This window comes from Capnocytophaga ochracea DSM 7271, from assembly GCF_000023285.1.
GTDB lineage: Bacteria > Bacteroidota > Bacteroidia > Flavobacteriales > Flavobacteriaceae > Capnocytophaga > Capnocytophaga ochracea.
This window is the reverse complement of the sequence record NC_013162.1, coordinates 1,612,564-1,634,649: the sequence shown is the minus strand read 5'-3', so window position 1 is coordinate 1,634,649 and position 22,086 is coordinate 1,612,564. Positions and strand designations below refer to the sequence as shown.

At 39.7% G+C, this 22,086-nt stretch carries 18 protein-coding genes and 1 tRNA gene; 6 read left to right on the top strand and 13 right to left on the bottom strand.

All coding sequences use genetic code 11. The annotated features are described in order from the left end of the window. Positions 1 to 43: 43 nt before the first annotated feature. The 5 genes from COCH_RS06965 to COCH_RS06945 are packed head-to-tail and all read right to left on the bottom strand — an operon-like array spanning position 44 to position 8,846. Positions 44 to 1,441, bottom strand: coding sequence for a BT_3987 domain-containing protein (locus COCH_RS06965; RefSeq protein WP_015782524.1), 1,398 nt, complete (start codon positions 1,439 to 1,441; stop codon positions 44 to 46). A 52-nt stretch (positions 1,442 to 1,493) separates the two neighbouring features. Further along, complete coding sequence (locus COCH_RS06960; RefSeq protein ID WP_015782523.1) at positions 1,494 to 2,753, bottom strand: DUF1735 and LamG domain-containing protein; 1,260 nt, start codon at positions 2,751 to 2,753, stop codon at positions 1,494 to 1,496. Between the two features lie 12 nt (positions 2,754 to 2,765). After that, complete coding sequence (locus COCH_RS06955) at positions 2,766 to 4,124, bottom strand: glycoside hydrolase family 18 (RefSeq protein WP_015782522.1); 1,359 nt, start codon at positions 4,122 to 4,124, stop codon at positions 2,766 to 2,768. Between the two features lie 18 nt (positions 4,125 to 4,142). Beyond that, on the bottom strand, positions 4,143 to 5,801 hold the full coding sequence (locus COCH_RS06950; protein ID WP_015782521.1) for a SusD/RagB family nutrient-binding outer membrane lipoprotein: 1,659 nt from the start codon (positions 5,799 to 5,801) through the stop codon (positions 4,143 to 4,145). Between the two features lie 18 nt (positions 5,802 to 5,819). Beyond that, on the bottom strand, positions 5,820 to 8,846 hold the full coding sequence (locus tag COCH_RS06945; RefSeq protein WP_015782520.1) for a SusC/RagA family TonB-linked outer membrane protein: 3,027 nt from the start codon (positions 8,844 to 8,846) through the stop codon (positions 5,820 to 5,822). Between the two features lie 1,201 nt (positions 8,847 to 10,047). Between COCH_RS06945 and COCH_RS12180 the strand changes: the two genes are divergently transcribed. Both COCH_RS12180 and COCH_RS06935 read left to right on the top strand, forming a co-directional pair. Then, complete coding sequence (locus tag COCH_RS12180; RefSeq protein ID WP_002675432.1) at positions 10,048 to 10,224, top strand: CAL67264 family membrane protein; 177 nt, start codon at positions 10,048 to 10,050, stop codon at positions 10,222 to 10,224. An 86-nt stretch (positions 10,225 to 10,310) separates the two neighbouring features. Then, positions 10,311 to 11,885 (top strand): NADP-dependent glyceraldehyde-3-phosphate dehydrogenase, encoded by a 1,575-nt coding sequence (locus tag COCH_RS06935; RefSeq protein WP_015782519.1) that lies wholly within the window; start codon positions 10,311 to 10,313, stop codon positions 11,883 to 11,885. Between the two features lie 61 nt (positions 11,886 to 11,946). On the opposite strand, the gene COCH_RS06930 is transcribed toward COCH_RS06935, so the two are convergent. The 5 genes from COCH_RS06930 to COCH_RS06910 form a co-directional block, all read right to left on the bottom strand. After that, a tRNA-Arg gene (locus COCH_RS06930) sits at positions 11,947 to 12,020 on the bottom strand. Between the two features lie 19 nt (positions 12,021 to 12,039). Further along, complete coding sequence (locus COCH_RS06925; RefSeq protein ID WP_015782518.1) at positions 12,040 to 12,489, bottom strand: GatB/YqeY domain-containing protein; 450 nt, start codon at positions 12,487 to 12,489, stop codon at positions 12,040 to 12,042. Between the two features lie 69 nt (positions 12,490 to 12,558). Then, positions 12,559 to 13,125, bottom strand: a complete 567-nt coding sequence (gene gldD, locus COCH_RS06920) for a gliding motility lipoprotein GldD (protein WP_002675426.1) — start codon at positions 13,123 to 13,125, stop codon at positions 12,559 to 12,561. A gap of 81 nt (positions 13,126 to 13,206) precedes the next feature. Beyond that, a complete protein-coding gene (locus COCH_RS06915; RefSeq protein WP_002675425.1) occupies positions 13,207 to 13,509 on the bottom strand; it encodes a hypothetical protein in 303 nt (100 codons plus the stop codon). A gap of 51 nt (positions 13,510 to 13,560) precedes the next feature. After that, a complete protein-coding gene (locus COCH_RS06910; protein WP_015782517.1) occupies positions 13,561 to 14,250 on the bottom strand; it encodes a ComF family protein in 690 nt (229 codons plus the stop codon). Between the two features lie 385 nt (positions 14,251 to 14,635). Between COCH_RS06910 and COCH_RS06905 the strand changes: the two genes are divergently transcribed. The 3 genes from COCH_RS06905 to COCH_RS06895 are packed head-to-tail and all read left to right on the top strand — an operon-like array spanning position 14,636 to position 17,841. Next, positions 14,636 to 16,186, top strand: coding sequence for a glycine--tRNA ligase (locus COCH_RS06905; RefSeq protein ID WP_015782515.1), 1,551 nt, complete (start codon positions 14,636 to 14,638; stop codon positions 16,184 to 16,186). A gap of 18 nt (positions 16,187 to 16,204) precedes the next feature. Then, positions 16,205 to 16,807 carry a PAS domain-containing protein gene (locus COCH_RS06900; RefSeq protein WP_015782514.1) on the top strand — a complete coding sequence of 201 codons (603 nt, stop codon included), beginning with the start codon at positions 16,205 to 16,207 and terminating at the stop codon, positions 16,805 to 16,807. Beyond that, complete coding sequence (locus COCH_RS06895) at positions 16,804 to 17,841, top strand: phosphatase PAP2 family protein (protein ID WP_015782513.1); 1,038 nt, start codon at positions 16,804 to 16,806, stop codon at positions 17,839 to 17,841. Before COCH_RS06900 ends, COCH_RS06895 begins: the two co-directional genes overlap by 4 nt. Before the next feature lie 6 nt (positions 17,842 to 17,847). Here the strand turns inward: COCH_RS06895 and COCH_RS06890 are convergent, their stop codons facing one another. The 3 genes from COCH_RS06890 to COCH_RS06880 are packed head-to-tail and all read right to left on the bottom strand — an operon-like array spanning position 17,848 to position 20,946. Further along, on the bottom strand, positions 17,848 to 18,288 hold the full coding sequence (locus COCH_RS06890; RefSeq protein ID WP_015782512.1) for a deoxycytidylate deaminase: 441 nt from the start codon (positions 18,286 to 18,288) through the stop codon (positions 17,848 to 17,850). Beyond that, on the bottom strand, positions 18,251 to 19,177 hold the full coding sequence (locus tag COCH_RS06885) for a bifunctional riboflavin kinase/FAD synthetase (RefSeq protein WP_015782511.1): 927 nt from the start codon (positions 19,175 to 19,177) through the stop codon (positions 18,251 to 18,253). Before COCH_RS06885 ends, COCH_RS06890 begins: the two co-directional genes overlap by 38 nt. Then, the gene (locus tag COCH_RS06880; RefSeq protein WP_015782510.1) at positions 19,174 to 20,946 is read right to left on the bottom strand and encodes an AMP-dependent synthetase/ligase; all 1,773 of its coding nucleotides are present in this window, start codon (positions 20,944 to 20,946) and stop codon (positions 19,174 to 19,176) included. Before COCH_RS06880 ends, COCH_RS06885 begins: the two co-directional genes overlap by 4 nt. 433 nt (positions 20,947 to 21,379) lie before the next feature. On the opposite strand from COCH_RS06880, the gene COCH_RS06875 reads away from it, so the two are divergent. After that, entirely contained in the window at positions 21,380 to 21,739 is a 360-nt protein-coding gene (locus COCH_RS06875) for a DUF6567 family protein (protein WP_015782509.1), read from the top strand. Positions 21,740 to 22,086 lie beyond the last annotated feature (347 nt).

Sequence of the window (22,086 nt, the reverse complement as noted above, 5' to 3'; positions counted from 1 at the left end):
TACTACTCTATTAAAAATAAAATAGCATTTTATTTAATTTTTACTACTCTTCGTAGAAATTAATTTCAGAGAATCCCATCCAATAAGAGGAAGCGTTTTCATCATTAACAAAGTTTCCTACTGATAGACGTATAAGAGGAATAGCTTTTTTAAAGGTTATTACAATATCACCACTACCGTTATAAGTTATAGTTCCTTGATATTGCTCACTTCCTTGTGTCATACCAGCATACGCTGATATATTTTTCACTTGGTTCCCTGATATAGGTTTCAATACTACTGATTTTATAAGTCTTACTTTAGGAAAAGTAAAGTAATAATAAGCGCCATCTCTCACATAAGAATAGGTATTTTCATCTCCATCTAATAGAAATCTTGGAGAGTAATATATGTCTCCATAATAAGAAGCGATAATACCTTTTCTATCTATTATTTTACCTGATGGTTGAGTGCCCACTTCTACATTATCATTTGATGAGACTAACTCTTTAATGTCGAAATTCACGAAGAGTTTGTTATTACTCAATTCTTGTTCATTGCCTGAAGCATCTTTTACTACATATTTGAGAGGTAATGCGTATTCTCCCTTATTAGTAAAAGAATCTTCATTTAGATTGAAAGTAAGTTTTTTACTTAACGCATCGAAATTATCTTCGGGGAGAGTTCCTTCAACTCCTGCAGGCGCCAGGGTTCTACCACTTAGCACAGCACTATCATCGCGCACTAAGGCTACTTTAAGTCCTGTTGGGAGTTCATAGCTACTCTTTATAGTGAAAGCGACTTCCTTATCACTATTCCCTATATAAACACTACCATTGTAGTAGCCTAAAAGTTTAGAAACAACTTTAGATTCAGCAGTGATTTTTATTTCTTCAGGGAAGACTTTTAGTACAAATACACCTTTCCCTTTAGGAAGTGTAAGACCGCTATCGGTTACTTTTAAGGCATAAGGCAAAATAACTTTTTTGTTAAAATTAGAGTTATTGCTAATAGTAAGTGTAAAAGTAACAGAAGTTTCACCTTTACTAAGGGTTTTGGTAGCTTCACTCAACTGAACAAGGTTTGCATCTCCTAATTCAAAGCCTGAATAATCAGCTTTTACTTTGTCGTAAGCTGATGCATCGTAAGCAAATGATACTTGAACATCCTTATCATAAGGTTTGTCAAGCAGTCTTACTTCTACTTCTTTGGTATAGTTTCTATTAATAGTTACATTACCAAAAGAGAGCATTGGCAGATCGGCAACAGTGGGTCTGAGATAAATATAGTTAAGACGAGGGTCATACCCTAATTGGGTACGAATATCGTTGTCTTCTATTTTTTTATCAATTTCCCAAGTAGTGCTATCGTTTTTTTCGACAGTAATCTCGTCTTTTTTACAAGATACTAATAGTGAAAAACAGAAAGCGACTGTTAAACTATTGAATATTATTTTTTTCATTGTGTTTATTTTTTAGAAGCTATTTCTTTACAGTATAGCCTCATTGTTATTACTAATCTTCTGTATCTAAGATTTCAGATGGGAATTTTACATTTTCTTTCCATTCTACCGTAGGGGTAAAGGTAGCTTCATCAATATCTTTTACATACGAATCACCATCTTGTTCTCCTGTATTATAGGAAGAAGTACCTTTTCTATAGATAGTGGTATTATTGTACTTGCTCATATCTTTAAAACCGTCTTTTTTGGTGATAGGCAAGTAGGCTACCAAACCTTTACTAGTTGGATCAACAGGCAAGTATAAACCATCTACAATCTCAGCATCGGTAAGAACTCTGTTCCACAATCTAAACTCGCGGAAATAACGATTCGCAGAGTAAGAGGTTTGGGTATTTTCGATATTGATACGCATACCAGGAGATACTTTTAAGCTAGGGCGTTGATAAGTTTTAATAAGTTTACCATTGATATACAATTTAAGGAAAGAGTCTTTATAGGTGAAGGTAATTTGTACCCATTTTCCTACAGCAATATCTTTAGATTCTGCCCAATCGTCGGGACTATCTCCACCACCGTTTTTCACCTGTATTTTACCAGCATCTATACGGGTATAAGGTAACATTTCGCCTTGGAAAAGTGACATATTTACATTGGTATTATTATAGGAGTGAAATTCTTCAAACAAGAACATTCCTTGTATGGTAAATTCATCATTTCCTTGAATATTGTCGGCTACTTTCACTCCTAAACCATAGCCTTGTTTAATTTTGGCTACTGAAGTTTTGAACGGACGACTAAGGCTTATTACCACATCTTTATTAGAAAGAATAGGCAAAGAAGCAGAGACGATACGCAATGGGATAGCGTATTTTATGCCTAAAGGGAAGGTATCATCATTTAAAGGGCGTACTTTCACTCCCACTTGTACAGCTGTTTGTCCAGCTTTTAGAGTGATGTTCAAACTACCATTAGTAGATTTATTGGCAGTATTACCTTCTTCATACAATTCGTATTCAGAGACAGGTAACATTTTGTAATTAGTGGTGTTTTTCTCGTTGTATTCAGGGAAAAAATCGGTAGTAGCAATGGTGATGGTTTCATTGCGCTCTCTGAGGTTAGACATACGGATTTCAAACTTAGTGCTACCTGATTCAGTAGACTTGGCAAAGCTCACATTGACATTGTTGTCGTTCATATACACCGCTGAAAGGTTTCCGAGACTGTTACTATTGTCGTTGTCTAACTTTTCTTGACAAGCGGTGAGCCCTAAGAAAAGGGCTACACTCGCTAATTTTATGATTGTATTTTTCATTGTAATAATTTTTTAAGGGAGAATGATTGTAGGTTCCATTTCTTTATAGCCTGAGTAATCAGGGCGAGGATTAGCGATGCGGATCGCTTCACGAGTCCAAGCGTAGTGCAAATACTTGCGAGTAATATTATTATCTTGGAGATATTTTTTGAAGTGAGGGTCACTTTCATTGGTAACAGCGTAATCACTTTGTCCGTGGTATGCTCCTAAACCCCATATTTCTTTATTTTTTACAGCTTTCCCTTTTCCTATCATTACATTAAATTTACCTGCTTGATAATTAGCTGAGGTAGAGTTGTAGTAAACACCTCCTAAATGTTCAATATGATTTCCTACCCCATTAACATTATAGTCTTGTAAAAAGTGTTTATCAAAATAAGTAGTAAAGTGATTATGGAAAATTGCTGCTACGTGACAGGGCACATCGGCACAGAAATAGTAACGTTTGGTAAGATAGTTAGCTGGCAAATAAGATTTGAAACTATTAATATATTCAGCTTCTTTAGGGTGGAATCCTGAAGTAGAAGCGGTAAATAACGCTTTAAGATTAGCTTCGCGTTCTGCTTGAGTTTTTACAGCATGATCTGCTCCTATAGGACCAAAGTATTTAGCCATTTCTTTTACAAATTTAGCTATATTACTATTCTCATTACCCCAATCTACCATTAATGGAGTCTGTTTTTTCTGTTCTTCTCCTGTAAGATTTTGATTATGGTTCCCACAAGTTTCCCAGTCTACATCATAACCATCAAAATCCATAGCGATGATATAGCGCGCTAACTCACGAGCATAGATCTCTGGCCATTGGTTATAGCATTCAGCATAAGGATATTTGTTATGAAAGTCTTGACTACCTGACACTCCTTCTTTGGTAGCGGGTAAGCCTAAACCTACACTTGGAGTTTGCCAACACATCAAGATAGAGCCTCCCTTTTTGTGAAAAACCTTAATATCTTTCTTGTGAAACTCAGTAAGGGTTTCGGGGCGCATATTAGTACCTCCCCAAATAGAAAGCGCTACTATCGAGTCGGGTACAGCTTGTAACCAGCCACGTGCAATGCCTTTTACAGGTTGCCAAGTAGGTCCATCAAACCAAAAATATACCATAGGCACCTGACCGCCAGCTTCACCTGTATTGAGCCACGCTTTTTGTTTGTACTCGCGGAGCTGAGCCCAATAGGCTTCAAGAGCTTTTTTGTTCTCTTCAGTACGTTCGGCTTCAGCGAGCCATTTAGCAGCGTCTCTTTTGTCCTTTAAGTCCTCTAATGCCGCTCTTTCAAAATCTTCGGCATTCGACTCTGTTTCTGTCCACTTACTACAGCTTGTAAGTCCGATAGTAAGGGCTAATAGTGTGTATACAAATTTTTTCATCGTATTTTACTTTTAAATTTATTTAGTTTTTTTGTCCCACCATACGTTAGTAGCAGCGTTATCAGTACCACCTAAGAGGCTTTGAGCAACTGTAACGTTTTCTCTGTTTTGTTTAAATTCATTTTCAGGGAATGGGAAACGACGCATACCGAAATCTTTACCAGAAGCAGGGATATTTTGCACTCCTACATTGGTTCTGTTTAAAGCGGCTGTAAACATACGAGGGTAGCCCGTACGACGCCATTCACTCCAAGACTCGAAACCATTAGGATAGTTAGCGAGGTATTTTTGAGTGATAATTTGCTCTAAATGGTCTTCAGTACTACCGCTGGTGAGCCATTTTTTATCAATAGTGCTCGCTGCACTGATGTTGTAAACAGAGTTTTTAGGGTCGGCATAGTTAGCAGGCTGAGCACTACTATTGTAATAGCTTTGCGCTTGAGCAGCAGTTAAACCATTTTCGGCGAAAGATACTTCAATACCTTTTTTGTACAAATTTTCGGCAGTATCGTTAGTATACCATCCTATCAAAGCAGCTTCGGCGAGTAAGAATTGTACTTCGGAAGCGCGCAACCAATAGGTAGGAGTAGTTTGTACTACAGTAGGTACTGAGAAGTTTTTGTAAACAGCTACATCGGTGGTAGGGTCGATACCAGAGCGTACGGCGTAGAAATCGGAGGTTTGAGTATCGGCAGTTGCTTTGGTAAAGTATTTAGCCATACGAGGATCGTCATATCCTTTTAGGTAAGAATAGATAGTCGCCCCCATTTTAAGCTCTCCATAACCTAACATAGTTACCAAGGAATGGTCGAAAATATATTTACTAGAGGTTACTAACTTACCTGCTTGAGAATCGTCTTCAATAAGTCCACCAAGATTCGTAGTAGCTTTGATTACATATTGTTGAGCGAGTGCTTGGTCAGCAAAGCGTACACGCATTGCTAAGCGCAACATCAATGAATTGGCTAAGCGTATCCATTTAGCAGTATCTCCTTGGTAGACAGGGTCGAAGTTTTCTAACACTTTGTTGTTAGCTCCATATTGGTTGAGTATGGTTACTGCATCGTCTAATTCTTTTAAGAAAGATTTGTAAACTTTTTCTTGGCTATCGTATTTAGCTTTGATTTTACCAGGTTCCATATCGCTATAAGGGATAGGACCAAAGAGGTCGGTAGCGCGATGCATAGCCATTATTTTTACGATTTGTGCTAAAGAATAAGCAGCTTGGCTTGTCAAATCTTTAGGGGTATACATCAATTTACCATTTACAGTTTGGACATTGTGCAAGCGGTTTTTAATCTCAAAATAAGGGTTCATCACTTTTGTAATAAGTGTAGAGAAAGTACCATTGGCACGGAAGTCGGACACATAGTAACTGGTTTGGTTATTACCATTATCCCAGTGATTACGCCCTGGAGAGAAGTAACCTACCCAGTTATCAGTACTCATATTTTGTACTACTTGATAGTCGTTAGCAGGGTTAACACCTACTCCTGTAGGGATCGGGCGTTGTACCAGCTCGGTAAAATATCCACCAGAGGCATAGCCACCACGGTTAATATCCTCATCGGTAGGTTGTGTTTTATTAGTATTTACATCGGCAAAATCTTTAGTACAAGCGCCGAGTAATATACCTGATAATGCTACAACTGCTATATTTTTATTGAATATTTTCATTGTTTTGTCGTTTTTGAATTAGAATTTAATTTTCAAGCTCGCACCGTAAGTAGCTGCACTTGGAGTCATAAAGAACTCAGTAGTAGCATAGGTACCTACACCATAAGTAAGTTGAGGGTCGAAAGGAGCTTTGTTGTAAATCATCCAAAGGTTAGTACCAATGGCACCAATCGTTACGCTTTTCACTTTATCCCAGAAGTGTTTACCATCTATAGTATAGTTGAGTGATACTTCTTGGAGACGTACGTTAGTAGCGTCGTAAGAGTAATAACCAGGAAGGTCTTTAATGGTATTGTAGTATTTTTGAGCGTCGTATTTTTTACCATTCACTACTACTCCATCGTTATCACGAGCATCGGCAGAAGCTTTTGATACTCCATAAGCATCGAGCATAGGTTGTGTACCTGCTAAAACGATACCTCCAAAGCTACCGTTGAACAAAAAGCTCAAATCGATACCTTTATAAGAAAGGGTGTTGCGCCACCCCATTTGGAAATCGGGGGTAGAACGTCCTAATTTTACTTCTTGAGTTTTATCAAATTTGTATTGAGAAGCTTCTTCGATAAGATCACCGTTCACATCGCGGAGCAATACACCTCTTACTACAACATCGGACATACTACCGCCTTCGCGCAATACAGTGCTACCTTTGCGCACTTCGGTAATATCGAATAATTCACCTGTGAAAGGATTGCGGTAACCGCGAACTAATTCTTTTATTTCGTTCACATTGCGTGAATAGGTAAGAGTAGAATTCCAGTTGAGTTCTTTGTTAAGGAATTCTTTATTGTAATTTACTGACAACTCAATACCGCGGTTTTCAACGTTACCTGCTTGCAAATAGAAAGAAGAGTAGATAGAAGAAGCGGACAATTGTTGTTCAAAGAATTGGTTATAAGTGTTAGATTTGTATAAAGTCAAATCTACTGACAAGCTATTACCGAACAATTTCGTATTTAAACCAGCTTCCCAAGAAGTAGTGCGTTCAGCTTTAAATTCTGGATAAGGATATACCTTATTAGTTTTCAAGCCGTCGGCAGTAAGTTCGTGAGTAATAGTACCTGGAGTAATACCTGTTTTGCTGATAGGAGAACCTACCTCAGTATATGAACCGCGTACTTTCAAATAGTTGATAAACTCAGGCAATTTTGCCATTTGAGAAATCACAGCTGAAAGCCCTACTGAAGGATAGAAGAATGAAGGTTCGGCAGAGTTTACCAGTTGTGAAGACCAGTCGTTACGACCTGTAGCAGAGAGGTATAACATACCTTTATAGCCGAGTTCGGCACTTGCGAATACCGCTACGTTTTTAGCGCGAGAATAGCTCTGACCTGAGCCTCCTCGTTGGGGGTCGAAGTTAGTTGTTGAGAAGAGGTTAGGCAAACGGAACAACACGCCTCTTGCTGAAAGACCAGTGCTATAACGGTCGTTATAACTTGAACCAACGTTAGCTGTTAAAGAGAATTTTTCGCCAAAGTTTTTATTGACGTTAAACATTATATCGGCATAAGTTTGCTCATCTTTAGTTTGGGTATTAGCATAAGAACCGTTGTTGTTAGGCCCCCATTCAGTTTTCCAACCGATTAAGAAGTTGGTAGTGCTGGCATATAGTTTTTCTTCAGCAGTACCGTAGTCGTTATCTAAACGCACACGCCCTGTAACGTTCAACCAATCGAGGATATCGTATTTCAAAGAAGCCGACATCATATAGCGTTTCTTGTTGTTCAAGAAGAGTTCTCGATTCGCTACCCAATAAGGGTTTTCGGAGAAGTAACTGTCAACTCTATCAGAATAAGGTTGATATCTTTCATAAATACCTCTTGAAGGGTTGTAGCGTTCATAAGCTTGTACATCGCGATAATCCATACTGCGTGGCATTAAATATAAACCTACTAAGGGGTTGAAATAACCACCTCCCGCCATCATATTACGGCTACCTTGGCGGATAAAGTTACCACTTACATCTAAGTGCAATTTATCTTTAGCAAAATTAGCGGTATTGCGCACCCCTACGTTGTAACGATAGTAAGCGTTGTTAGGAATGAGACCTTCGGCATTGGTTTGTGCAGCCGATACAAAAGTTTGGTTTTGAGCGTTCCCTGTAGAGAAGGTAACAGAGTTCATAAAGTTTGTACCTGTATTGAAGAATTTACGAGGTTCGAAAGTAGAAGGTGTTGCTAATTTAGCTCCCCAGCTTTTATCACCATTACTACCATAAGTATTTTGGAATTCAGGTAATAATATAGGAGTCATCAACTCTACACTGCTGGATAGGTTTACTTCAGTTTTACCTTCTTTACCTTTTTTAGTGTTGATAAGGATTACCCCGTTAGCGGCTTCACTACCGTACAAAGCTGCTGCCGAAGGACCTGTAAGTACGTTGATACTTTCGATATCCTCAGGGTTGATATCTGAAATACCTTCTCCTCCACCTGGACGACCGAAGTTATTACCACCACCATCACTTTGTTTATTGAAGAGTGGCACCCCATCAATTACATAAAGTACACCGTTATTACCGTCCAATGATTTGAGACCACGCATTACCACTTTGGTAGAACCACCTACCCCAGAAGAACTACGTTGGATATTCACCCCCGCTACTTTACCGTTGAGGCTATTTACCACGTTCACGTCTTTCACTTTGGTAAGTTCTTCCGACTTCACTTGTTGTACGTTATAACTCAAGGCTTTTTCTTGGCGTTTAATACCCAAAGCGGTTACCACTACTTCACCAAGTTGTTGTGCTTCTTCTTGTAACACCACATCTAAAGTAAGAGTACCGCTCGCTTTCGTAACTTTTCTTTGCAGAGTACTATACCCCAAGAAGCTGTACTCAATAGTTTCATTAGCAGCTGCTTGTAGTTCATACTTCCCGTCAAAGTCAGTTGAAACACCACGTGTTGTACCTTTAATCACAACACTTACACCTGGCAGTGGCATACCATCACTGCCTGTAACTGTACCAGTTACTTTCGTTTGTGCCATTAGCGCACCGCCAAACAATGCAAAAACGAACATTAGCATTGATATTTTTACTTTCATTACTTTATTGAATAAATTAATTTGGGCGCAAAATTAGGAATATTTTAACATAGTGCAAATTTTTTGCTTTACTTTTTTCCTTTTTTTTCTCTTTTTCTTTATTTCAAAAATATATATTATTGATAATCAAACAGAATCAAAAGTACTAATTTTATATTTTTCTCCTTCAAAAATCTTCAAAGATTAAAAAATAATCTTCTTTATATCTATTTTATTAAAGAGAAGCTTATCTTATACGGTTATTTTTTAAATCTATTTAATTATTATAACCAAAATAGTTTACTCATTAAATTAAAGTCTTTTTTTCTAAATCAATACCCATTCTTAATATTTTCTTAAAACAAATGTTAAAGTCTTCTCCCCTTCATCTCAGCGTCATTTCATCACTCCCTTTCAAAATCGCAAACCACTATTCTTCTCCCCTTTCCCCGACCATACACCTTACCAAAGTTTCTAATTGCTTTTCGTACTACAACCTTTTACAAAGTCAAAAACTACCAATAACCCTCTTTTTATCTCTACCTTACCTTTAACTTAGCTTCACTTTTTCTTCGTCCATTTTTCGTCCATTTTTCGTCCATTCTTCGTCTTTGCATCGCTACAATTCCCCCTTTGGAGGTAGCCAGCGATAGCTGGGTATGTGTACAGCGAAAGCTGGGTATGTGTAAGAAGGAGGTTACCTTTGTCTTTTCTATATCTGTCCGCGTAACTCACACTGTCTTTTATTCATTGTAGACCCACTGTAGACCCACTGTAGACCCACTGTAGACCCACTGTAGACCCACTGTAGACCCACTGTAGACCCACTGTAGACCCACTGTAGACCCACTGTAGACCCACTGTAGACCCACTGTAGACCCACTGTAGACCCACTGTAGACCCACTGTAGACCCACTGTAGACCCACTGTAGACCCACTGTAGACCCACTGTAGACCCACTGTAGACCCACTGTAGACCCACTGTAGACCCACTGTAGACCCACTGTAGACCCACTGTAGACCCACTGTAGACCCACTGTAGACCCACTGTAGACCCACTATAGACCCACTATAGACCCACTCATTATTCAATTATCCTATAAGCTTTGTACAATCCTCTCAAAATTTCACCACTAACCACTAACCATTAATTAAAAATTTGTTCATTTGCTAATTATTTTCTACTTTTGCCTACTGATAACCGATACTTGTAATCATAATAATGAATAAAAATGCTGTATTAGGGTGGGCAACCCTCATAATGATAGTAGTAGGCTTAGGGCTTATCGCTTTAGGAGCCTTTAAATACAACGAAGTAGCAGGCTTTGGATTCGGAGCAGTAGGCATCGGCTTTTTTGCTATTGCTTGGGTATTCAACGCCCTCAAAGGAAGAGTATGACAATTTGCTAATTTGTTAATGTGATAATTAGCAAATATACATACCCTACTCATTTGCTAATTTACTAATTTGCTAATTAAAAAATTATGAATATACCAGAACAATTTCAAGTAAAACCCTTTCGCCAAGACACTTACCTTATCGATGGCGAACTCCGTGAGTGGAAAGGTGAGTTCACCAATATCTATTCCACTATTTCTTCTACTGAAAAGTATGAACGCACCCTCTTGGGTAGCGTGCCTTCGTTAGGCAAAGCTGATGCTTTAGAAGCCCTTCATTCGGCTACTGAGGCTTATAACAAAGGTAAAGGTTTGTGGCCTACAATGAAAGTAAAAGACCGCATCTCCGCAATGCTCAAGTTTGTAAAACAAATGGAAAAGCAACGCGATGAGGTCGTAAAACTGATGATGTGGGAAATCGGCAAAAACCTGGACGACTCGCATAAGGAATTTGACCGTACCGTAGAGTACATCTACGACACTATCAATGCTTATAAGGAACTCGATAACGAGTCGTCTAAATTCGTACAACGCGATGGAGTCTATGCCCTCATTCGTCGTGGCCCCTTAGGAGTTGTACTCTGTTTAGGCCCTTATAACTACCCACTGAATGAAACCTTTGCACTGATTATCCCTGCACTTATTATGGGCAACACAGTGATTTTTAAGCCCGCTAAACACGGGGTATTACTCTTCACGCCTCTATTGGAAGCCTTCCAAAACTCCTTCCCTCGTGGGGTGATCAATATTCTTTACGGACGCGGTCGCACCGTTGCACCACCCATTATGGAGAGTGGTAAGGTAGATGTATTGGCACTCATAGGCAACAGCAAGACAGCTATTGCACTGCAAGACCAGCACCCTAAGAAAAACCGCTTGCGCCTTGTCTTTGGGTTGGAAGCTAAAAACCCTGGGGTAATACTTCCTGACGCCAATCTTGATTTGGCAGTAAACGAATGCGTGAAAGGAGCTTTGTCTTTCAACGGACAGCGTTGTACAGCTCTAAAAATCCTCTACGTACACGCCAAGATTAAAGATGAGTTTCTCAAGCGTTTTGCCGAAAAGGTCGATGCGCTGAAGTTTGGTAATCCGTGGGACGAAAAAGTAGCTCTCACTCCCCTACCTGAGGTCGATAAACCTGCTTTCTTACAAGAACTCATAGATGATGCTCTTGCCAAAGGCGCTACTATTCAGAATAAAAAAGGTGGTCAGCGCACTGATAACTTCATTTTCCCCGCGGTACTTTATCCCGTTACCAAGGAAATGCGAGTGTATAACGAAGAGCAGTTTGGGCCTCTTATTCCAGTAAAACCGTTCTCCAATATCAACGAGATTATAGATGAGATTTCCGATTCTAAATACGGACAGCAAATCAGTCTGTTTGGCGAAGACCCACACGAGCTCTCTCCTCTCATCGATATGTTGGTGAATATGCTCTGCCGTGTGAACCTCAACAGCTTGTGTCAGCGAGGCCCCGATGTATTCCCTTTCACTGGTAGAAAAGACTCTGCTGTGGGTACCCTAAGCGTACACGATGCCTTACGCTCGTTCTCTATCCGCACTTTTGTATCGTTCCAAAACAACGACTACAACGACAGAATAGTAGAGAACCTCCTCCGCACCGGCGCTTCTAACTTCATCAACACCGATTTCATTTTATAAAGTATATTTATAAGGTATATAAAAAAGCAGGTTGCTAATTAGCAACCTGCTTTTTTTTCCGTGACCGCAAGAGGAGTCGAACCTCCAACCTTCAGAACCGGAATCTGATATTCTATCCAGTTGAACTATGCGGCCTCTTTTAAACTATATATTACTAAGACAATAATCTCTTTACAATCTCCGAAATGAGCTTGCCATCAGCTTTACCTGCCAATTGTTTGGTGGCTACACCCATTACCTTGCCCATATCCTTAGGCGTAGTAGCACCCACTTGGTTAATAATCCCTCTCAGAGCAGTTTCTACTTCTGCTTCACTGAGTTGAGCCGGTAAGAACTTCTCTATCACCGCCATTTGGGCTAATTCAGGCTCAGCTAAGTCATTCCTACCTTGTTGTGCGTACAAAGCCGCACTGTCCTTGCGCTGTTTTACTAATTTTTGTAACAGTTTAAGTTCATCAGCTTCCGAAAGTTCTTCGGCAGCCCCTGCTTCTGTTTTGGCTAACAAAATAGCCGATTTAATAGCTCTCAACGATTCTAATGCCACTGTGTCCTTGGCTTTCATCGCTTCTTTGAGAGCCTCCATTACTTTAGTTTGTAAACTCATAATTTTTCAGTGTTTTGTGGGGCAAAAGTAATGCTATATTTGTAAACTGCCAACTTTTACCCCTGTTTTTTATTTCCAACGGAGGCTTTCCATTATCCTCCTCACATCTTTTTCTAAATAATTACTCGCAGGTTGTACCGAATCGTAATTAGGAACTACCCTAAAATACACCGAACCTGATATAAAATGACGCACACTATCGGTAGCGTAAAACTGTGCTTGCGAAGCCGCATTGCCATACACTTGGTAAAACATACCGTACACTTTGGTCGTATCGTTCATAAATACTGTCGAAGCAATATTATCTGCCTTAATCGTATGGTCATAAGTAAACTTCTGTGCATCACTCAGCAACTGACGAATATTGCCATTCACATTTTTATAAGTGAGATAAACCGTAGCCTTCATCGCAGGATATTCTATATTAACATCACACGAATGGGGCTTGTATTTCAATTCCGATAGCGTATTTACCTCAAAAGTAAACGGACAATTAGGCAATTCAGTTACTTTCTGATACGATGCTTGCGGGTATTCCAATCGCAATACTCCCTTAGGCTTAGGCAATATATCAGTACCACAAGCTACTAATAATAGCACTACACTACTCAACAGACTATAAATAAGTTTTTTCATACATCACACTAATACCAAAAAACCTCAGCCACTTATGCTAAGGTTTTTCAGTGTAAAAAAGTTTTTATAATGGGTGAAAAATTATTCTACAGGTTTTTCTTCTGCTTTCACTTCTTTTTTCTCACCACCTTTTTCGTGGCAAGACTTTTTGCCATCTTTCTTACCGTCTTTTTTGCAACAAGATTTCTTTTTGCCATCTTTATTGCACTCTTTTTTCTCGCCGTCTTTATCGCAAGATTTCTTCACTTTCACTCCTCCGTTACCATCTTGGTCTACGATAAGGCTTTTAGCGATTTGATTTACATTAAGGGTCATAGCCCCTACATTAGTACTAAATGCAAACATTACAAATGCTGCAACAATTAATTTAAAAGTGTTCTTCATACAATTTTATATTTAGTTATTAATTTTCTGTCTATCAATATATTTCCATTCTTATCCCAACATCGCATACCCCATTGTAGCAACGCCTATTTCCACATTGGGGACGGTTTTCAGTAGCTCATAACAGTTGGTGAGCGTAGCTCCTGTGGTCACCACATCATCTACCAAAAGCACCTTCTTGCCTTCTATTCTATGAGTGTTTTGAAGAGAAAATATATGTTCACTCTCCTTCAAACGTCGCCACACTACCTTTCGGGTCTGCGTAGTATTAGCTTCAATTTTCACTAATACATCATCTATATAATCAAGGTGTAATACCGAAGCCAATGTCCTGCCAAACAAGGCGACTTGGTTGTATCCTCGTTTGCGTTCTTTGCTTTTGTGCAAAGGCACAGGCAACACCACCTCAGCCTGCTGAAATAGGGGCGCATTCTTTATCTTTTCACCGAGCCATCGTCCTAACCACTCCCCTATCTGCTCTTCTCCTTTATACTTCAAAAGATGTATCAAATGTTGTGCCATATTGTCCTTTTTAAAGTAAAATAATGCAGTAGCCGCAAACACTTCGCACTCTTCTGTCAGTCGCTGGGTAAACAAATTTTCCGCCTGCAAATGAAAGTCCGTTTCTTCCAACTTTTCTCTACAATTTACACACAAAAATTGCTCACCTGTAACCAATAATTTTCCGCAACCTCTGCAATAAGCAGGTGATAACACCGAAAGTATATCCGATAAAATCATAATTCTTTTAGATAATAGGTCGTTAATAGCCTTCTCTTAAATCCACCTTCTCTCCTTCCGTTCTTCGTTCTTTGTTCGTCTTTTGTTCGTTGTAGACCCACTGTAGAGCCACTGTAGACCCACTGTAGACCCACTCTTTGTCCATCTATCCTATAAGCTCTGTATAATCTCTCCCAATTTCACTATTAACCATTAACCATTAATCATTAACCACTAACCATTAATCATTAACCACTAACCATTAATCATTAACCACTAACCATTAATCTAATTTTTTTCGGCAAATATACTCCTTTTTCCAAAAAATAATAGTATCTTTGTCGAATTATTTTCAATCTCAAACAAGCTTTAATCTATATTTTATAACTGAAAATCAATTGAATATATGGCAAATACAGACGATCAATTCAAAAAAGTTGTTGCTCACGCCAAAGAATATGGCTTTATTTTCCCTTCAAGTGAAATCTACGACGGACTCGGTGCCGTATACGATTATGGGCAAAATGGCGTTGAACTAAAAAAGAATATCCGCGAATATTGGTGGCGCGCAATGGTGCAAATGAACGAGAACATTGTGGGTATCGATGCTGCTATCTTTATGCACCCTACTACGTGGAAGGCTTCTGGGCACGTCGATGCTTTCAACGACCCTCTTATCGATAACAAAGACTCTAAAAAACGCTACCGCGCCGATGTGCTCGTAGAAGATTACGTCGCCAAACTCGACGATAAGATTGAAAAAGAAATCGCTAAAGCTCAAAAACGCTTCGGCGATGCTTTCGACCGCGAGCAGTTTATAACTACCAATCCTCGTGTGTTAGAATACAAAAAACGTGGCGAAGAAATATTACACCGCTTGGGTAAATCGCTTGAGAAAGAAGACCTCGCCGATGTAAAAGCTCTTATCGAAGAACTCGAAATTGCCGACCCCGAAACAGGTTCTCGCAACTGGACAGATGTAAAACAGTTCAACCTAATGTTCGGTACCAAAATAGGCGCCTCTGCCGATGCCTCTATGGATTTATACCTACGTCCCGAAACCGCTCAGGGTATTTTCGTAAACTTCCTAAACGTGCAAAAATCCGGACGTATGAAAATTCCTTTTGGTATCGCCCAAACGGGTAAAGCCTTCCGCAACGAGATTGTGGCACGTCAGTTTATTTTCCGTATGCGCGAGTTCGAACAAATGGAAATGCAATTCTTTATCAAACCAGGTACCCAACAAAAATGGTATGAGTACTGGAAAGAAACCCGCCTCAAATGGCACCTATCCTTAGGAATGGGAGAGGAAAACTATCGCTACCACCCACACGAAAAGCTCGCTCACTACGCCGATGCGGCTTGCGATATCGAGTTCCGTTTTCCTTTTGGTTTCAAAGAATTAGAAGGTATCCACTCTCGTACTAATTTTGACCTCGGTAACCACGAAAAGTATTCAGGCAAAAAAATGCAATACTTCGACCCCGAAGAAAATAAGAGCTATACTCCTTACGTACTCGAAACCTCTATCGGGCTCGACCGTATGTTCCTTGCAGTGTTCTCCAACTCATTGCAAGAAGAAGCCTTAGAAGGAGGTGACACTCGCACCGTATTGCGTTTACCTTTTGTGTTGGCACCTACCAAAGTAGCCGTATTGCCATTGCTCAAAAAAGACGGACTTCCAGAAGTTGCCGAACAAATCGTGAACGAGCTAAAATACGATTTCAATGTAGCTTACGACGAAAAAGATGCAGTAGGTCGCCGTTATCGCCGCCAAGATGCGGTAGGTACACCTTTCTGCGTAACCGTCGATCACCAAACTTTGGAAGACAACACCGTTACCTTACGCCACCGCGACACTATGGAGCAAGTGCGCATTGCCATTCCTGAATTGCGCAACACTATTGCCAAAGAAGTGGATATGCGCAATTGGCTTCACAAATTAGATACGAAGTAAGAGATAAGAGGTAAGAAAATGACTGAAACTCCAACAATCAAACGTCCCGTGCCCATAGACGAAGAAGTGTTGTGGGATAAAACCACTACCCTGATGAGTCGTACCAACAAGCACGGACATATAATGGAAACCAATAAGGCATTTCAAGAAGTATCAGGCTATACTGAGGCTGAGTTATACGACCAGCCTCATAGCCTTATCCGCCACCCCGATATGCCCAAAGTAGTTTTCAAAATACTGTGGGAAAACCTCAAAGGGCATAATAATTTCCACGCTATCATCAAGAACCTCTCTAAAAGCGGGCGCTATTATTGGGTGATTACTAATTTTGAAATAGTACGCAATGAGCAAGATGAGATTACTGCTTTTGTATCACACCGCAAAGCTTTGCCTAAAGTACTCATTAGCGAGCATATAGTCCCTTTGTACGAACGTCTTTTAAAGATAGAAAAAGCCAATGGTTTGGAAGTAAGTGAACGCTATTTCAACGGCTTTTTAGAAGACCGTAAAACTACCTACGATGCTTTCATTCGCCAATTGCTCAAAGAAAACGCCGAAGAAATCAAAGCCTTCTATAACAACAAAAACACCGATAGCTTTTTAACAGAACTCATTCGATGAAATACTTTTTACTATCTTTTCTCCTTTTCTCCCTATATCCTGCTACAGCGCAGGAAAACGACTCTATTCCACAATCTCTATTGGATAGCGTTACAAACGCTTTACAAGGCTCACACCCATCTGAAGCAGATTTATCAGGTAAACAATACAAAATCAATGATAATCTAACCTATGTATACCAAAAACCGCGTTTTGTAGATATCTTCAACAAAATACCACGCAACATAGGTAAATCGGCAGTGGAGATGGTGTCTAAACCGAACTATCCTTACGGATTGGCAGCTATTGGTGCTACGGTAGCTCTTATACCCGCTGACCCTTGGCTCATTAGAGAGAGTAGAAATTTGGGAGAGAATTTAGGACTAAATGAAGCTCATACCTATAAGAAGTTAGGCTTTTTGAAGATTATTCCTGCCGATGTAAACTCAGCAATGTATTTTATTGGCAATGGTACGACTTTTATCATTATCAGTGGGGGGATGGCTACTTATGGTCTTATTACAGGTGATTATCGCGCCAAAAGTACTGCTATGCAGATATTGGAAAGCATCATCGTATCGGGGGCATTTGTACAACCTATCAAGCGACTCACAGGGCGCGAGAGTCCATTTATAACCGCAGACGACGGGCGTTGGCACAGTCAGTGGACGTTTGCTCCCAGCTTTAAAGCTTACCAAGAGGATACCCCTATGTATGACGCTATGCCCTCTGGACACCTCACTACTGCAATGTCAGCACTCACAGTGATTGCCGAAAACTACCCCGACTACAAATGGATAAAGCCCGTAGGTTACACAGCCTTAGGCTTGATGTGCTACGAGATGATGCAAAGTAAAGTACACTGGGCTTCCGATTACCCTATTGCCCTATTTGTGGGATATATCACCGGTAAAACGATTGCTAACAGACGCATCACCAAAATAAGAAAAGAAGAAACTTTCTTAGTTAATAAAGTAAAATATAGTTGGGAATTCTGTACCTCCAACACTTGGGAAGGATATCAGCTACTTGGAGTAAATATTAAATTTAAGTAAAGAAAATTATTCACTTACATCTTCTAAATGAACGACTTCTACGCCTGCTTTTTCGAGAAAAGCTAACCCTTCGTTGTCGCGATAGCCTTCCTTATACACCACGCGCTTAATCCCTGATTGGTAGATGAGCTTACTGCACTCTTTGCAAGGTGACATTGTGATATAGAGCGTCGCTCCTTCTGACGATTGTGTAGACGAAGCAACTTTCATTATCGCATTGGCTTCGGCGTGAAGTACATACCAATGGGTATTGCCTTCCTCATCTTCACAACAGTTATCAAAACCAGTGGGCGTACCATTATAACCGTCTGAAATAATCATACGGTCTTTTACTATTATAGCTCCTACTTGCTTGCGCTGTGAATAAGACAATTTTGCCCATTCCATCGCCATACACATATAAGCTTTGTCATAACGCAATTGCTTTTCTCGCTGTTGTTTCGTCATCTTGTAATTGTTTTTTAAGAAGTGCTACCGAAGAGAACTTTCGTTCTTCACGTAGGTATTTTACAAAATATATTGTGAGTTCACGGTCGTAAAGGTCGCCGTTGAAGTCAAAGAAATAGACCTCAATAGACGCTCCTTTACCTTCGATAGTAGGGTTCTTGCCAATGCTCATCATTCCATACACTTTTCGTTCGTCAATGTAACTATACACAGCATATACGCCATCTTTGGGAATGAGTTTGTAGTCTTCGGTTACTTGTATATTAGCAGTAGGGTAGCCTAAGGTACGCCCCAATTTGAGTCCGTGTACCACAGTGCCTGTAAGGCTATAAGGAGTTCCGAGGTAATGCTCAGCAGTGATAACGTCGCCTTTATTCAACGCTTCTCTGATTTTGGTGGAACTCACCGATACTTCATCTACTTCTTGCACCGATATTTCTTCTACAGCAAAGCCATACTTTTCGCCAAATAAACGCATATCGCTGATATTTGCGGTACGATTGCGCCCGAAACGATGGTCGTAACCAATAATCACCTTTTTCACGTTGAGGTGCTGTACCAAAATAGTACTTACGAACTCCTCAGCAGTAAGTTGGGCAAAAGCCTCATTAAAAGGTTGCACCACGAGCAAATCGACGCCTAATCGCTGGAGTAGTTGCTTTTTCTCTTCCAAAGTGTGGATGAGTTTCAAACTTTTGTCGTGTTGCACTACCATTCGCGGATGCGGAAAGAAAGTGAATATTGTTGCTAAAAGTCCTTCTTGGCGAGCTGTTGCTACTACCCTTTCAATGATTTTCTGATGCCCCAAATGCACACCATCGAACGTGCCTATGGTGAGCACCGTAGGTTGCTGGGTAGAAAAAGTAGTAATATCGGTTATTTCTCTCACTTATTGTAGAACTTATTGTAAATATCTATATATTTTTCTTTAATCACACGTCGTTTGAGTTTGAGAGTAGGAGTGAGATGACCGCCGTCTATCGTCCATTCATCGGGGGTGAAATCAAAAAGTTTTACTTGTTCCCACTTGCCTAAATGATTGTTTACCTTTTCTACCTCTTTGGCAATACGATCGTGAACGGCTTGGTTTTGTATAATCTCTTCGTTGGTCTTTCCTAATTTCACTTTATGACGGCGTGCCCACTCTTTTACAAACGGGAAATTGAGCTGAATAATAGCCGCTGGCATCTTTTCACCTTCGCCTACTACCATCGCATTCTCAATAAAACGAGAGAGTTTTAGTTGGTTTTCTATCAGCTGAGGTGATACATATTTACCGCCTGAAGTTTTAAAGATTTCCTTCTTGCGGTCGGTGATTTTAAGGAAGCCATCAGCATCGAGTTCGCCTATATCACCTGTGTGGAAGAAACCATCGGTGATGTTTTGATCTGTTTGCTCGGGGTCTTTATAGTAGCCCAACATTACATTCTCGCCTTTCACAAGTATTTCACCGTCTTCGGCAATTTTCACTTCTATATTGACAATAGGTTTCCCTACGGTACCTATTTTCCAAAATCTACCCGATTCGCGGTTTACTGCAATAACGGGAGCAGTTTCGGTAAGACCATAACCTTCCATTATTTTGAGCCCTGCGGCAGAGAACACCTTAGCCAAACGCGGTGAGAGGGCAGCACTACCTGAGACAATCATCTGTATGCGTCCTCCTAAGGCTTCACGCCATTTACTAAAAATGAGTTTGCGTGCAATTTTCAGTTTGAACTGATACCAAGCCCCATTAGCACCATAAGGTTCGTACTGAAAGCCCAAATTGAGTGCCCAAAAGAAGAGTTTGCGCTTAATGCCTTTAAGTTCTGCCCCTTTTGCGAAGATTTTGTCGTAAATCTTCTCTATGAGTCGGGGTACTACTGTAATGATATGCGGTTTTACTTCGCGTAAGTTATCACTGATTTTATCGAGAGATTCAGCAAAATAAATGCTTAGACAATCGTACTGATACAAATAGGTGAGCATACGCTCAAACACGTGGCACACAGGCAAAAAGCTGAGTGCTGTAGAGCCTTCGGTAATAGGCAAACGGTCTTGGCAGTTCAGTATGTTAGAGATGATATTCCAGTGGGAGAGCATTACCCCTTTTGGGCGACTGGTAGTGCCCGAAGTGTAGATGATAGTAGCTAAATCATCTTTTTGTATGCTATCTTTGCGTGCTTCCACTTCTGCTTGATTGCCCTCATCGGCGCCTAAATCGAGGATTTCTTGCCAATGGTGGGCATAAGGTACATCGTTGAAGGTAAAAATAGTTTTTAGATGAGGCAATTTATCTTGGATAGAAGAGATTTTCTCCCATAGTTCTTTATCGGAAACAACACAGTATTTACATTCCGAATGGTTGAGGATATACTCGAAATCCTCTAAGTTGATAGTGGGATAGATAGGTACATTCTGTGCGCCTACTTGTAAAATCCCGATGTCGAGCACGTGCCATTCGGTGCGATTAGTACTTGAAATGACCGCTATTTTATCATTTTTTTCAATGCCTAAGCGCAATAAGCCTCGGCTTACGGTATTCGCTTTTTGGATATATTCAGCGGTAGAGGTTTTTGCCCACTCACCGTTGTATTTGGTAGCAAAAGCGACCTCTAAAGGGTGTTTAGATTGTTGATAATAAGGTATATCGAATAAACGATTTACGGTATTCATTGGTTTAAATTTTTGTTACAGAGGGCAAAAGTAATAAATAATTACGAAATACGAAATACGAATGACGAAAAAAGGAAAAAACTTTATTTTTCTGGAAAAAAATTGTCTTTTATCATTTGTAATTTACAATTAATTCATACTTTTGCACCAAATAAAAACAATTGAGATATAGAAGAATAGAAAAATACACATAAGATTTAAAGAGAAAGTTGTTAATATTCCTTTTAAAAAGAATCTGGTAAATTCAATAAAAAAGCAGAGGTGAATTAACAAATAGTTTCTCGCCCCACAAGGGCGTGAACTGTTTTTGTTACATACCTGTTTTTGGGCATACCAGAGCCTTTTTAAAGTGTGAACAAAACATTCACGCTTTTTTTATGCTCTAAAAGTTGCCCTTACTCATATCGTAACATCAAAATTAAATCAATAACAAATGAAAAAAATCGTATTATTCAGTGTTTTAGCACTACTGTTAGCAAGTTGTGGTGTAACAAGAGAGTTATCACACAATGTAAACAACCATACTACTCAAGTGGTACTGGCTAAAAATAACTTTAAAGTAGTAGAACACGTTAAAGGAGAAGCTTCTAATCAATATTTTCTATTGATTATAGGAGGTGGGAGACGTGCTTTGGTGGAAAAAGCAAGAGCTAAAATGCTTCAAAATGCCAATTTGGTAGGCTCTTCAAGAGCGGTTATCAATGAAACCGTTGAGTCACATTGGATTTTTATAGGGGTAGGAATCCAATATACAGTAAGTGTTTCAGCTGACGTAATCGAATTTACTGAATAGTAAAACACAAAAAAGAAGCTGTTCAAAAAGTTTTATTTTTATAGGGGCGTTTACAAGCGCCCCTATAAATGTGATGTAAATGAGATTGACTATCAATGATTTCAACTTTAAAAAAGTTATAGTAAGACAAGGTGCGAGCTACACGGGGGACGGAAACTTTGGCAAGGTATAACGGCAGTAAGATGAACGAAGAGTGGCTCTACAGTGGGTCTACAGTGGGTCTACAACGAACAAAAGACGAACCTAAATAGAAAGTAAGTTAAAGCTAAGATAGAACTAAAAAGAAGGTAGTTAAGGGATTTCTATTTTGGTAAGGGGCGTAGCACGAAGAGCGAACAGAAACTTTG

What these genes read in the sequence shown, in the direction of transcription:
- COCH_RS06965 (WP_015782524.1), bottom strand. Translation starts at nt 1,441, where the DNA reads ATGAAAAAAATAATATTCAATAGTTTAACAGTCGCTTTCTGTTTTTCA.
- COCH_RS06960 (WP_015782523.1), bottom strand. Translation starts at nt 2,753, where the DNA reads ATGAAAAATACAATCATAAAATTAGCGAGTGTAGCCCTTTTCTTAGGG.
- COCH_RS06955 (WP_015782522.1), bottom strand. Translation starts at nt 4,124, where the DNA reads ATGAAAAAATTTGTATACACACTATTAGCCCTTACTATCGGACTTACA.
- COCH_RS06950 (WP_015782521.1), bottom strand. Translation starts at nt 5,801, where the DNA reads ATGAAAATATTCAATAAAAATATAGCAGTTGTAGCATTATCAGGTATA.
- COCH_RS06945 (WP_015782520.1), bottom strand. Translation starts at nt 8,846, where the DNA reads ATGAAAGTAAAAATATCAATGCTAATGTTCGTTTTTGCATTGTTTGGC.
- COCH_RS12180 (WP_002675432.1), top strand. Translation starts at nt 10,048, where the DNA reads ATGAATAAAAATGCTGTATTAGGGTGGGCAACCCTCATAATGATAGTA.
- COCH_RS06935 (WP_015782519.1), top strand. Translation starts at nt 10,311, where the DNA reads ATGAATATACCAGAACAATTTCAAGTAAAACCCTTTCGCCAAGACACT.
- COCH_RS06925 (WP_015782518.1), bottom strand. Translation starts at nt 12,489, where the DNA reads ATGAGTTTACAAACTAAAGTAATGGAGGCTCTCAAAGAAGCGATGAAA.
- gldD (WP_002675426.1), bottom strand. Translation starts at nt 13,125, where the DNA reads ATGAAAAAACTTATTTATAGTCTGTTGAGTAGTGTAGTGCTATTATTA.
- COCH_RS06915 (WP_002675425.1), bottom strand. Translation starts at nt 13,509, where the DNA reads ATGAAGAACACTTTTAAATTAATTGTTGCAGCATTTGTAATGTTTGCA.
- COCH_RS06910 (WP_015782517.1), bottom strand. Translation starts at nt 14,250, where the DNA reads ATGATTTTATCGGATATACTTTCGGTGTTATCACCTGCTTATTGCAGA.
- COCH_RS06905 (WP_015782515.1), top strand. Translation starts at nt 14,636, where the DNA reads ATGGCAAATACAGACGATCAATTCAAAAAAGTTGTTGCTCACGCCAAA.
- COCH_RS06900 (WP_015782514.1), top strand. Translation starts at nt 16,205, where the DNA reads ATGACTGAAACTCCAACAATCAAACGTCCCGTGCCCATAGACGAAGAA.
- COCH_RS06895 (WP_015782513.1), top strand. Translation starts at nt 16,804, where the DNA reads ATGAAATACTTTTTACTATCTTTTCTCCTTTTCTCCCTATATCCTGCT.
- COCH_RS06890 (WP_015782512.1), bottom strand. Translation starts at nt 18,288, where the DNA reads ATGACGAAACAACAGCGAGAAAAGCAATTGCGTTATGACAAAGCTTAT.
- COCH_RS06880 (WP_015782510.1), bottom strand. Translation starts at nt 20,946, where the DNA reads ATGAATACCGTAAATCGTTTATTCGATATACCTTATTATCAACAATCT.
- COCH_RS06875 (WP_015782509.1), top strand. Translation starts at nt 21,380, where the DNA reads ATGAAAAAAATCGTATTATTCAGTGTTTTAGCACTACTGTTAGCAAGT.